Source organism: Acidithiobacillus ferriphilus, assembly GCF_018854775.1.
Taxonomy (GTDB): Bacteria; Pseudomonadota; Gammaproteobacteria; order Acidithiobacillales; family Acidithiobacillaceae; genus Acidithiobacillus; species Acidithiobacillus ferriphilus.
The window spans coordinates 1-11,682 of sequence record NZ_JAAZTY010000067.1 but is presented as its reverse complement, the minus strand read 5'-3'; the positions used below and the strand labels follow the sequence as shown (position 1 = coordinate 11,682).

Below are 11,682 nucleotides of genomic sequence, written 5' to 3'. Positions count from 1 at the left end.
GCAGGTGTTGGTCTATGAGCTCCATATCGCCGCTCGGACGACCCCGCCACAACCGGCAGCGCCGCCGGAGGAGCAGCCCGCCCCCGTCGAGGATATGGAAGGCTTTTACGGACACCTGCAGCATGTGCTGCGCCGCAGCGGTTTTCTTCAGGATTTGCGCGCAACCCGCATGATGCGTCGCCTGCGTCGTCTTTTTGATCGTGCCCGACCCAGTCGGAACGAGGTGAATATTTTGCGCGGCATCCTCACCGAAATCGAGCGCTGGGCTGCTAAAGTAGACAGAAAGGATCAGGATAGTCTTTAATGCGGGGCTGGGGGACGGCTCGGGTTAAGGTGGGAGGTGTAACGATGGGTGGGCACTGGCGGGGTGACCTCGACGCAGTCTTTGCGCGCGATCCGGCGGCGCGAACCCGTCTGGAAGTGTTGCTTACCTATCCCGGCGTCCATGCCCTGTTCCTGCATCGCGTGGCCCATGGCCTCTGGTGCCACCGTTGGCGTCTTCTGGCCCGCAGTCTGGCGGCTTTTTCCCGATTCTGGACCGGTATCGAGATTCATCCGGGAGCGCAGATCGGTGAACGCTTCTTTATTGATCATGGTATGGGGGTCGTAATCGGTGAAACGGCGGAAATCGGTGATGATTGCACCCTCTATCACGGTGTGACCCTGGGTGGTACCTCCTGGCAACCGGGCAAGCGCCATCCGACCTTGGGGCATGGTGTCATTGTCGGCGCCGGCGCCAAGGTGCTGGGGCCTATTACGGTTGGGGATAATGCGCGGATTGGCTCGAACGCGGTGGTCGTTAAATCGGTGCCAAAGGGGGCTACGGTGGTGGGTATCCCTGGGCGGGTCGTTAGTAAGGGTGAGCATACGGATAACTTCGAAGCCTACGGTTTGACCGGGCCGATGCCGGACCCGGTGGCGCGGGCCGTGGAGTGTATGCTGGAACACATGCATCGCCAGGATGCGGAGATTGCGCAACTGCGGGAGGGTGTGCAGCGTTTGCAACCGCAAGAGGCGATGATGCCCGTGGAGGAAATCGTCTGCAGGCTGGAGAATGATATTCCAGAAAAGAAAGAAACGCGGACGGGTAATACTTGACTAATTTAGTATAGATAGTAGGATGTCGTGCAAAGGAGCACCGAATATGAAACTGACGACGAAAGGGCGTTACGCAGTGACCGCCATGCTGGATCTGGCGCTCAATCAGCGTGGTGGTGTGGTGACGGTAGCCGATATCGCGCAGCGTCAGCAGATCTCTGTGGCCTATTTGGAGCAACTCTTTGGACGCTTGCGTCGTTATGGCTTGGTGGAAAGCGTACGTGGGCCGGGCGGTGGTTATCGCTTGGCCATGCCGGATTCGGAGATCCCGCTGACGCACATTGTCGAGGCGGTCAATGAGTCGATCAGCACGACCCAATGTGGGGGTGACCCGCAGCAGTGTTGCAAAGGGGATGGGCAGCAGTGTCTTACCCATGACCTGTGGGAGGAGTTGGGAGGCCGTATTGCTCAATTTCTCGGTGGGATCACTCTCGGACAACTGGTGGAGCAGCAACTGAGTAAGGAATCGGCACAGGTTGTACCGATTCGAATGATGGACAAAACATCTGTGCATTCGACGCATAAAACCGCTTGAGACCGTGAGGTGCAAGAAATGAATCAACCCAAGATCATTGAACTGAACAGCGAGCAATCCTTGCTGATCAATCCGGATCGTCCCATTTATCTGGATTATCAGGCGACGACGCCGGTGGATCCGCTGGTTCTGGAACAGATGCTGCCTTTTCTGACCCATGATTTCGGTAATGCGGCCAGCCGTTCCCATCCCTACGGCTGGACGGCGGAAAAAGCGGTGGAAAAGGCGCGCCAGCAGGTGGCCGATGCCATTCATGCCGATCCCCGTGAAATTGTTTGGACTTCAGGCGCGACGGAAGCAACCAATCTGGCTCTCAAGGGCGCGGCGCATTTCTATTCCGGTAAAGGCAAACATCTCATCACCTTGCGTACGGAGCACAAGGCGACTCTGGACACCTGCCGCCAGTTGGAGCGTGAAGGTTTTGAAATCACTTATCTGGAGGTGCAGGAAGATGGTCTGGTCGACCTTCAGGCTTTTGCGGCGGCGATTCGTCCGGATACCATCATTGCCTCCGTGCTGTATGTGAACAACGAAATCGGCGTCATCCAGCCCATGGAAGCGATCGGCAAGATGCTGCGCGCGCACAAGGTATTGTTCCATGTGGATGCCGTACAGGCCCTGGGCAAGATTCCGGTCGATGTGGAAGCCATCCAGGCAGACATGATGAGCCTGTCGGGGCATAAGATTTATGGTCCCAAGGGCATCGGTGCTCTCTATGTACGGCGCAAGCCCCGGGTGCGGGTCGAGGCACAGGTGCACGGTGGCGGCCACGAGCGCGGCATGCGTTCCGGGACTTTGCCTACCCACCAGATTGTCGGCATGGGTGCGGCAGCCGAACTGGCCGTACAATCGATGGAGAGCGATGCCAAACGTATCCGCCAGTTGCGCGACCGGTTGCTCAAGGGTATTCAGGAACGGGTGGAAGAAACTTATATTAATGGCAATATGGAACATCGGGTGCCGCACAACCTCAATATCAGTTTTGCCTTTGTGGAGGGCGAGTCGCTGATCATGGCATTGAAGGAAATTGCCGTATCCAGCGGGTCGGCTTGCACCTCGGCCAGTCTGGAGCCCTCTTATGTGCTCCGTGCGTTGGGCAAGTCCGATGAATTGGCGCACAGCTCCATTCGCTTCGGCATCGGTCGTTATACGACGGAAGAGGAAATCGACGCTACCATTGGACTCATCGCCGCGAAAGTGGACAAGTTACGGGAGTTGTCTCCCCTCTGGGAGATGCATCAGGAAGGTATTGATCTCAACAGCATTCAGTGGGCTGCGCATTGAGGCGCTTACAAAAGGAGAATAGTCATGGCATACAGTGAAAAAGTGATTGATCATTATGAAAATCCCCGCAATGTAGGGGCGATGGACAAGGACGACAGCGGTGTCGGTACCGGCATGGTGGGTGCACCGGCCTGCGGCGATGTGATGCGTTTGCAGATCAAGGTGAACGGGCAGGGCATTATTGAAGATGCCAAGTTCAAGACCTACGGTTGCGGTTCGGCCATCGCGTCCAGTTCTCTGGTGACGGAGTGGGTCAAGGGCAAAACCCTCGACGAAGCCATGACCATCAGGAACAGTCAGATTGCCGAAGAGTTGGAATTGCCTCCGGTCAAGATTCACTGCTCCGTGCTGGCCGAAGACGCCATCAAAGCGGCGATCGAGGATTACCGCAACAAGCAGGGCGGCGCGCAAGTGGTCGCACCTGCGGAAATGGCCAGTGCCCAGGCGGCACACTAGGATACCGTCATGGCTCTGACCTTGTCGGAAAGTGCGACTCAGCAGGTGCGCAAAAGTATTGCCAAGCGTGGCAAGGGTCTGGGTATTCGCGTCGGTGTTAAAACCAGTGGCTGCTCCGGCCTGTCCTATGTCATGGAGTTTGTGGACGTCCCCAACCCGGAGGATCTGGTGTTTTCCCATGAAGATGTGAGTCTTTTTGTAGATCCCAAAAGCCTCATTTATCTGGATGGCACCGAACTGGATTTTACCCGTGAAGGCCTGAACGAGGGATTCCGTTTTAATAATCCCAATGTGAAAGATGCCTGTGGCTGTGGCGAGAGCTTCACGACCTGATGGTTGATTCCTGCTTTCAGTGCGGGGCAGAGCTGGTCGCTCCCCCCGCACTTTGTGCTTCCTGCGGGGCCGTGCAGCCTTTTCGTGCTGACCTGTCGCTTTTCACGGTGGCAGGCCTGTCAGAAGTTTATGATCTGGATGTGCAGACACTGCGTACGCAGGTGTTTGCGTTGCAAAAAGGCCTGCATCCCGATCGCTTCGCCCATGCGGAACCGACGGCGAGACGTTATTCCCTGGAATGGAGCACTCGCCTCAACGAGGCTTTGGCCACATTGCGGGATCCACTCAAGCGCGCGGATTATCTGTTGCGATGTCAGGGTGTGGATGCGCTGGGCGAGCAGGTGAAAGTGGCCGATCCTGAGTTGCTGATGACGCAAATGATCTACCGTGAACGCCTGGAAAATATTATGGCGGCAAGGGATTTGCCTGGCATGGAGGCTTTGCGTCAGGAAGTGGATAAGGCCGTGACCAAGGTGGTGCAGCGTCTCAAAGAGTTGCTGGCCATCTTGCCTTGCACAGAATTGGAAGCCGCGGGATCGGCGGTGCGCGAACTGCAATTTCTCGATAAACTCGTCGGCGAAATAGACCGCAGCGAAGAGTCGTTACAGAATGTCTGAGTGGCAGAACTGCTCGACCCTAAACCGGCAAGCAGCTTTAAATTGAGTCTGCTTCTACAGATAGATCAAGGTGGTACAGCATGGCGTTAATGCAAATTGCAGAACCTGGCGTAGCGGCTGATCCTCATCAACGGCGGCTGGCGATTGGCATTGACCTGGGGACCACCCACTCACTGGTGGCCACCGTATTATCCGCGGTGCCCACCGTCATGCGCGATCATGAGGGTAAATATCTGCTGCCCTCGGTGGTGCGCTATCTCGGTGGCGGTGAGGTCAGTGTCGGCTATCCGGCGGTCGCTGCGGCCGGGCAGGATCCGCACAATACCATTGCTTCGGTGAAGCGCTTTATGGGACGTGGTCACAGCGATGTGCAGACCCTCGCCGGACACCTGCCTTACGACCTTGTTTCTGGAGAAGGCATGGTGCGCCTGCGCACGATAGCCGGTGAAAAATCACCCGTGGAAGTGTCTGCTGAAATATTGCGCGTGCTCAAGGAACGGGCAGTGGAAACCCTCGGTGGCGAGCCGGAGGGCGCGGTGATTACGGTGCCCGCTTATTTTGACGAAGCCCAGCGTCAGGCGACTAAAGATGCCGCCCGTCTGGCAGGACTGAATGTATTGCGCCTGCTGGCGGAGCCAACGGCTGCCGCGGTCGCCTACGGGCTGGACAAAGGCAGCGAAGGCGTCTTTGCCATTTACGATCTGGGCGGCGGAACCTTCGACATCTCCATATTGCGCCTGCAGGCGGGGGTTTTTGAGGTGCTCGCGACTGCCGGTGACTCCGCTCTTGGCGGCGATGACATGGATCATGCGCTGGCCGAATGGCTGCTGCGGGAGGGAGGAGGTGACAGCGCCGACCCACTCTGGCGGCGACAGATCCTCCAGCAGGCGCGCTCCGCCAAAGAGGCGCTGAGCAGCGCTGACGAAACAATGGTTGCGCTGCCGCCGTCGCCTGGTTGCGCGGCGCTCACGGTGAAACTGACGCGCCGCCAGTTGGAGTCACTGATTCTGCCCGTTATCCAGCGTACCCTCCCGGCCTGTCGGCGGGCGCTGCGGGACGCCGCTTTGAAGCTGGATGAGATTGACGGCGTAGTACTGGTCGGGGGCGCCACCCGTGTTCCCGCCGTGCGCGCGTTGGTGGAGGGGTTCTTTCATCAGATGCCGCTGACGGACATGGATCCCGACCAGGTGGTGGCACTGGGTGCCGCCATTCAGGCGGATGCCCTGGTGGGCAACCAGCGCGAAGATCTGCTGTTGATGGACGTGTTACCTTTGTCCCTCGGTCTGGAGACCATGGGCGGGCTGGTGGAAAAAATCATTCCCCGCAATACTCCTATACCGGTGGCGCGGGCGCAGGAGTTCACCACCTTCAAGGATGGTCAGACGGCCATGAGTATTCACGTCTTGCAGGGTGAGCGCGATCTGGTGCAGGACTGCCGTTCGCTGGCGCGCTTCAGTCTGCGCGGCATTCCATCCATGGTTGCCGGTGCGGCAAGGATTCGCGTCACTTTTCAGGTGGATGCCGATGGCCTGTTGGCGGTGAGCGCGGAAGAAGCGAGTACTGGTGTGCGCGCTGAAGTCGTCGTCAAGCCGTCTTACGGTCTGAATGATGAAGAAATCGCCAACATGTTGCAGGATTCTTTCAGGCATGGCGCAGAAGATGTCGTCAAGCGACGCCTGTCAGAGGCCAAAGTGGACGGCGCGCGCGTGCGTGAAGCCCTTGCGACCGCGCTGGCTGCTGATGCGGACCTGCTGGAGCCGACAGAGCGCGTGGCTGTGGACAAGGCCAATGCGGCGCTGGCTGTTGCCTTGTCCGGCAATGATGCGGATGCCATCACAGCCGCTGCCGAAGCCGTCGAGGCGGCCGCCGGACCGCTAGTACAGAGGCGTATGGATAACGCCTTGCGCCGTGCCATCGCTGGCCGTTCCATTGACGATCTGGGAGATTGAATGACTAAAATACGCGTCCTCCCTAACCCGGAAAGCTGTCCCGAAGGGGCGGAGTTCGAGGCTGAAGCAGGGGAAACCATCATTGCCGCAGCCCTGCGCAACCATGTTCATATTGAACATGCCTGCGAGATGTCCTGCGCATGCACAACTTGCCATGTGGTTTTGCGTGCGGGCTTCGATAGCCTGGAAGCGGCGGAAGAGAAGGAAGAAGATCTCCTCGACAAGGCTTGGGGCCTGGAGCCCACCTCCCGCCTCAGTTGCCAGGCGAAGGTGACCGATACCGAACTGGTCATCGAAATCCCCAAATATACCATCAATCTGGAAAAGGAGCGGCACTGATGCGCTGGACCGACACCATGGAACTGGCTATCGCCCTGGATGAAGCTCACCCGGACGCCGATGTGGCCCATCTGCGTTTCACCGATCTGCATCGTTGGATATTAGAACTCCCCGATTTTGAAGGCGAAGCAGAAAAGTCCAGCGAGGGCATCCTCGAAGCCATCCAGATGGCCTGGCTGGCGGAGAAGGACTGAGTCAGGCGGCGCTATGGCGGATTCAAAAGCCCTTATTGCGCTCTCCGGTGGCGTCGATTCCGCCGTTGCGGCCGTTCTTATGCGGGAGCAGGGCTACGAACTCACCGGCGTGACTATGCGCCTGTGGCCGAAAAGCCGCTGCTGCGATGAAAAAGATATCGAAGACGCCGCCGATGTCTGTGCCCGTCTGGATATTCCCTACACGGTGCTGGATTACCGTGAAGCCTTCCGGCGTCAGGTGGTCGATGTGTTTGTCGCCGAATATCAGGCCGGACGTACACCCAACCCCTGCGCACGTTGCAACCAATTTCTCAAATTTGATGCCCTGTTGACGGAAGGCGAGAAGCTGGGCGCCTCGGTGCTGGCGACAGGCCATTACGCGCGTTTGGCGGAAATTCCCTCGGGTGCCGCCCTGCTGCGTGGTCGCGACGATGCCAAAGATCAATCCTATTTTCTTTTCGCCATCGGCGCGACGCTTTTGCCCCGCCTGCGCTTTCCAGTGGGTGGCATGAACAAGGACGAGGTGCGCGCCATGGCCCGCAAGCACGGCCTGCCCGTGGCCGCCAAGCAGGATTCTCAGGACATTTGCTTTGTACCGGACGGCGACTACCGCCGCTTTCTGGAGGATTACGCCGGATTGGACATGGCGCAGGAAGGGGAGATGGTCGACAGCCGCGGGCAGCTTATCGGCCATCACCCGGGTACCTTGCACTTTACCGTCGGCCAACGGCGAGGCCTGGGCGGTGGCGGTGGTCAGCCGCGCTATGTCCTCGCGCTGGACCCTGCGCAGAACCGGGTGATTGTCGGCGGCGAGGATGAACTCTACCGCCGTGCGGCCAGTCTGGATGAGTGCAACTGGCTGGTGGATTTGTCGCCCGGCGAAAGCCATGCCGTGACCGTGAAATTGCGTTACCGCTCCCGCGCCGAGCCGGCCATACTGCACCTGCTCCCCGATGCCCGGGCCGAACTCCGCTTTCCCGAGCCGCAACGCGCCGTCACCCCCGGTCAGGCCGCCGTCTGTTACCAGGGTGAGCGCCTGCTGGGTGGGGGCTGGATTCGCAACGCGGAATAGTCCGCGCACGCGTTCGTTAAGGCATACCCAGTATATGTTGTATTGCCGGCAACATCCTCTGCACGCATTTCTCCCCCTCCGTTATGGCTTCGCCGGCACGATAAAACTCCAGTAAGCCAATATGAGACAGTTTTGGAGAAAGCAGGATATCCGGAGGATCTCCGGCCATGCGACTCCGGGTGATCCTGTCCTGCATAATATTGACCGAACCGGCGATGGCCTCAAACAGGCTGGGTGCTTGTTCCTTATTGCCTGTCGCCGGGAATACCGAGGCGGTGTACGCCGTGACCAAGTCTGATATTTTTCCGGTAACGCCGACATCCTGTGTTTCTATGGCCAGGTTATTTTGAGGACGTTTGCCAACGATATCGTCGTTCAATGTTACTGCGATAACAACATCGGCGCCAAGCGCGCGGCAGACAGATACAGGGACGGGGTTCACCACTCCGCCATCTATAAGCCATTTACCATCGTTTTTTACCGCCGGAAAAAGGCCGGGCAGGGAAATGGACGCAAATACGGCCTCCAGGATTGAACCCGTCATCAGCCAGATCTCGCTGCCGGTTTGCAGATCGGTTGCTACCGAGGCATATTTTTTCGCAACGATATCTTCTATTGCCGAGGCATCATCCGCCACATATTTTTTGAGAAAATAATGCAGCCGTTCTTTGTTGACAAAACCGTTCAGTGACATGTTGAAGGCAAAAAATTTGGCGATTTCAAGCTTTGTCAGTGAGCGCACCCACTCTTCCAGTTTCTCAAGATTATTGGAAACATAGGAAGCGCCGACCAGGGCGCCTATGGATGTGCCACAAACGATATCCGGTACGATTCCATGATCATTCAGCGCGCTTATCACCCCTATATGTGCCCACCCGCGGGCGGCGCCACTGCCAAGAGCCAGGCCAATAGTCATGGTGATCCTCACCCTCCATGCGTTTTTGATGTCACAAGACCCAGATTGTACTGTAGCGCGCCGGCGCAGTGCGCGATAGGGAAGGAGCGGATATCGCTCGCAGGCCTTTTCCCGATCGCGTCAACGCCAACTTCACATGGTCCAACTCCGGCATCGAGCCGCGACGACTTCGAGTACGCGGAGTTTTATGATATTGACGGCGCCAACGATACGCAATTAAACTGGTCTAAGGCTGGTTGAAAGAGGGGGTGTCGGATATGTCCGAGATTGGCGCCTATGAGGCGAAGACGCATTTGTCCGAGATTTTGGAGCGGGTGCGCAAAGGGGAATGTTTCACTATCACCAAACATGGGCAGGCGGTCGCTGAGTTGCGTCCGCCCGTGGGTCAAGGGCTGGAGGAAAGGCAAGCCGCTGTGGCGCGCATGAAGGCGTTCCAGGCCAGTCATGACTTGGGCGGTGTTTCGTTGCGCGAGTTGATCGACGCGGGACGCAAATACTGATGTCTTTTGTCGCCGACGCCTCCATGACCCTGGCTTGGTATCTTCGGGATGAGGATGCCGAATCCGCCAACCGGGTGCGGGAGCGATTGCTGGGGGAGGGCATTTGCGTTCCCGCGCATTGGGCGTTGGAGGTGTGCAATGCGCTGCTGGCTGCCGCGCGGCGCGGTCGTATCACCATGCTGGAATTGCGCGAACTGGTGCCCGACCTGCGCCTGCTACCGGAGACGATAGATCATCAGACGGATGCCGCAGCGTGGTCCGCTACTCTGGGTATTGCCGAGGAACACCGTTTGACGATCTACGATGCCGCCTATCTGGAATTGGCTTTGCGGCGGAAACTGCGACTTGCGACGCTGGATAAGCGGCTCCACGAGGCGGCTCTCGCCCTGGGCGTTGCGCTCGTGCCTGAGTTCAAAGATGACGACCACTAGACCGGAGAAACCATGAACATCGCCAGCATCGTCCAAAAACGCTGGAACCACTGTAACGTCCTGCGCGACGACGACATGCGTTACGGCGACATGCGTTACGGCGACTACGTCGAGCAGTTGACGTATCTGCAGTCTATTCGTCGTGGGGTGGCGTGATGGCCCTGTTAGAAACGCGGGAGGAGCATGGCTGTTTTGCTGGACGCATGGGTTATTACATTCATGCGTCCAGCGCCACGGGGGTACCCATGAATTTCGCGGTGTACCAGCCGCCCCAGGCGTTGGATGGCGCCCGGGTCCCAGCCCTGTATTATCTGGCGGGGTTAACCTGCACCGAAGAGACGTTCATGATAAAGGCTGGCGCACAGCGTCTGGCCGCCGAACTGGGGCTGATGCTGGTCGCCTGTGATACCAGTCCCCGCGGACTGAACATCCCCGGTGATTCCGACCATTGGGACTTCGGCGTGGGGGCAGGGTTTTATCTAAACGCAAGCATGCTGCCCTGGACCCGGAATTACCGCATGGCCCGTTATGTGGACCATGAGCTGCCAACCTTCATTGAAGAACATTTTCCCGCATCTGCTGAACGCCGTGGTATTTTCGGGCACTCCATGGGCGGTCATGGAGCGCTGGTGCTGGCGTTGCGCAACCCGGAATACTGGCACTCGGTATCGGCATTTGCGCCGATCTGCAACCCCGGTGCGGTGCCCTGGGGGGAAAAGGCTTTCGGGAATTATCTGGGGCCTGACCGCGAGCAATGGCGGGAATGGGATGCCAGCATGCTGATGCGTAAACACCCCTATCCTGGAGAGATACTGGTGGATCAGGGCGACGCGGATCCTTTTCTGACTACGCAACTGAAACCTGAGGCTCTGCAGGCGGCAGCAGAGGTTTCCGGACAACAACTCCGTTTGCGGCGGCAACCGGGCTATGATCACTCCTACTGGTTTATTCAGACCTTTATGGCCGACCATTTGCGGCATCACGCCCGGAAACTGGGTTGCGCCGGCTGAATCGTTTGCCTTGCGGATTGATGTGTCCGGAGTGTAAGAACGGCATTTGCTTGACGCTCCCCCAGTGAGGTTCTAGCATCGCTACCATGCAAATTCTGGTAAATGGTGTGGCCCGCGAGGTGCCGGAGCAGATGACGGTATGGGCGTTGCTGGCGGAGCTCGGCTGGGCGGAGCGTCGAGTGGCCGTTGAATGCAATGGCGAAATTGTGCCGCGCAGCACGCACGCCACTGTGACTTTGGCGGCCGGTGACCGTCTGGAGATCATTCAGGCGGTGGGCGGCGGCTGAATTTCCGCGCTAATCCCTTTTTTGAGGTGAAAGATAAACACAATGCGTAAGGATCCTTTGGTGATTGCGGGGCGGGAGTACCAGTCCCGCCTGCTGGTGGGTACGGGGAAATATAAGGATTTTGCCGAGACGCGGGCAGCCATAGATGCGGCCGGCGCGGAGATTGTGACGGTGGCACTGCGCCGGGTGAATCTGGGGCAAAATAAAGACGAGCCCAATCTGCTGGAGTTCTTGCCGACAGACCGCTTTACCATTCTACCGAACACGGCGGGTTGCTATACGGCAGAGGACGCGGTGCGCACCTGCCGTCTGGCCCGGGAACTGGGCGACTGGAAGCTGGTCAAGCTGGAAGTGATCGGTGATCCCCAAACGCTGTACCCGGACATGCGGCAAACCTATGAGGCCGCCAATATCCTTATCTCTGAAGGCTTCGAGGTGATGGTGTACAGCGTGGATGATCCGGTGGCCTGCAAGGCCTTTGCGGAAATGGGCTGTGTGGCGGTGATGCCGCTGGCAGCGCCGATCGGTTCCGGTCTGGGTATTCGCAATCCTTACAATCTGCGCATCATTCTGGAGCAGGCGACCGTACCGATTCTGGTGGACGCGGGGGTGGGTACCGCCTCTGATGTGGCGGTGGCCCTGGAGCTGGGTTGTGATGGCG

The 11,682-nt window shown here is 58.3% G+C and carries 17 protein-coding genes and 1 pseudogene; 17 read left to right on the top strand and 1 reads right to left on the bottom strand.

Annotated features, from left to right (window positions below; all coding sequences use genetic code 11):
• The 11 genes and pseudogenes from HF921_RS05670 to mnmA form a co-directional block, all read left to right on the top strand.
• A pseudogene (locus HF921_RS05670) lies at positions 1-304 on the top strand (tRNA (cytosine(32)/uridine(32)-2'-O)-methyltransferase TrmJ); the annotation flags it as partial.
• A 44-nt stretch (positions 305-348) separates the two neighbouring features.
• Positions 349-1,098 (top strand): serine O-acetyltransferase, encoded by a 750-nt coding sequence (gene cysE, locus HF921_RS05665; RefSeq protein ID WP_064218819.1) that lies wholly within the window; start codon positions 349-351, stop codon positions 1,096-1,098.
• Between the two features lie 46 nt (positions 1,099-1,144).
• Positions 1,145-1,633 (top strand): Rrf2 family transcriptional regulator, encoded by a 489-nt coding sequence (locus tag HF921_RS05660; RefSeq protein WP_064218785.1) that lies wholly within the window; start codon positions 1,145-1,147, stop codon positions 1,631-1,633.
• Between the two features lie 18 nt (positions 1,634-1,651).
• Positions 1,652-2,917: an IscS subfamily cysteine desulfurase gene (locus HF921_RS05655; RefSeq protein ID WP_081258048.1), complete on the top strand. Its 1,266-nt coding sequence runs from the start codon at positions 1,652-1,654 to the stop codon at positions 2,915-2,917.
• Positions 2,918-2,941: 24 nt separating this feature from the next.
• On the top strand, positions 2,942-3,373 hold the full coding sequence (gene iscU, locus HF921_RS05650; protein ID WP_215879910.1) for a Fe-S cluster assembly scaffold IscU: 432 nt from the start codon (positions 2,942-2,944) through the stop codon (positions 3,371-3,373).
• Positions 3,374-3,382: 9 nt separating this feature from the next.
• Positions 3,383-3,706 carry an iron-sulfur cluster assembly protein IscA gene (gene iscA / locus HF921_RS05645; RefSeq protein WP_064218787.1) on the top strand — a complete coding sequence of 108 codons (324 nt, stop codon included), beginning with the start codon at positions 3,383-3,385 and terminating at the stop codon, positions 3,704-3,706.
• Positions 3,706-4,323: a Fe-S protein assembly co-chaperone HscB gene (hscB, locus tag HF921_RS05640; RefSeq protein WP_215893469.1), complete on the top strand. Its 618-nt coding sequence runs from the start codon at positions 3,706-3,708 to the stop codon at positions 4,321-4,323. The genes iscA and hscB overlap by 1 nt, the downstream gene beginning before the upstream one ends.
• Positions 4,324-4,403: 80 nt before the next feature.
• Positions 4,404-6,272, top strand: a complete 1,869-nt coding sequence (gene hscA, locus HF921_RS05635; RefSeq protein ID WP_064218789.1) for a Fe-S protein assembly chaperone HscA — start codon at positions 4,404-4,406, stop codon at positions 6,270-6,272.
• Entirely contained in the window at positions 6,273-6,611 is a 339-nt protein-coding gene (gene fdx / locus HF921_RS05630) for an ISC system 2Fe-2S type ferredoxin (protein ID WP_064218790.1), read from the top strand.
• Positions 6,611-6,805 carry a Fe-S cluster assembly protein IscX gene (gene iscX, locus HF921_RS05625; protein WP_064218791.1) on the top strand — a complete coding sequence of 65 codons (195 nt, stop codon included), beginning with the start codon at positions 6,611-6,613 and terminating at the stop codon, positions 6,803-6,805. Before fdx ends, iscX begins: the two co-directional genes overlap by 1 nt.
• Before the next feature lie 13 nt (positions 6,806-6,818).
• Positions 6,819-7,877 carry a tRNA 2-thiouridine(34) synthase MnmA gene (gene mnmA / locus HF921_RS05620; RefSeq protein WP_215893468.1) on the top strand — a complete coding sequence of 353 codons (1,059 nt, stop codon included), beginning with the start codon at positions 6,819-6,821 and terminating at the stop codon, positions 7,875-7,877.
• A 16-nt stretch (positions 7,878-7,893) separates the two neighbouring features.
• Here mnmA and HF921_RS05615 read toward each other — a convergent pair whose 3' ends face one another.
• Positions 7,894-8,793, bottom strand: coding sequence for a patatin-like phospholipase family protein (locus HF921_RS05615; protein ID WP_215848981.1), 900 nt, complete (start codon positions 8,791-8,793; stop codon positions 7,894-7,896).
• A 257-nt stretch (positions 8,794-9,050) separates the two neighbouring features.
• On the opposite strand from HF921_RS05615, the gene HF921_RS05610 reads away from it, so the two are divergent.
• The 6 genes from HF921_RS05610 to HF921_RS05585 form a co-directional block, all read left to right on the top strand.
• A complete protein-coding gene (locus tag HF921_RS05610; protein ID WP_035194155.1) occupies positions 9,051-9,293 on the top strand; it encodes a type II toxin-antitoxin system Phd/YefM family antitoxin in 243 nt (80 codons plus the stop codon).
• Complete coding sequence (locus HF921_RS05605; RefSeq protein ID WP_215893467.1) at positions 9,293-9,724, top strand: type II toxin-antitoxin system VapC family toxin; 432 nt, start codon at positions 9,293-9,295, stop codon at positions 9,722-9,724. Before HF921_RS05610 ends, HF921_RS05605 begins: the two co-directional genes overlap by 1 nt.
• A 12-nt stretch (positions 9,725-9,736) precedes the next feature.
• Positions 9,737-9,880 carry a type I restriction-modification system subunit M gene (locus tag HF921_RS05600; protein WP_155735268.1) on the top strand — a complete coding sequence of 48 codons (144 nt, stop codon included), beginning with the start codon at positions 9,737-9,739 and terminating at the stop codon, positions 9,878-9,880.
• The gene (gene fghA, locus HF921_RS05595; protein ID WP_215893466.1) at positions 9,880-10,734 is read left to right on the top strand and encodes an S-formylglutathione hydrolase; all 855 of its coding nucleotides are present in this window, start codon (positions 9,880-9,882) and stop codon (positions 10,732-10,734) included. The genes HF921_RS05600 and fghA overlap by 1 nt, the downstream gene beginning before the upstream one ends.
• Before the next feature lie 86 nt (positions 10,735-10,820).
• The gene (thiS, locus tag HF921_RS05590) at positions 10,821-11,021 is read left to right on the top strand and encodes a sulfur carrier protein ThiS (protein ID WP_064218795.1); all 201 of its coding nucleotides are present in this window, start codon (positions 10,821-10,823) and stop codon (positions 11,019-11,021) included.
• Between the two features lie 42 nt (positions 11,022-11,063).
• On the top strand, positions 11,064-11,682 hold a 619-nt coding region (locus HF921_RS05585; RefSeq protein ID WP_215893465.1), incomplete at its 3' end, for a thiazole synthase.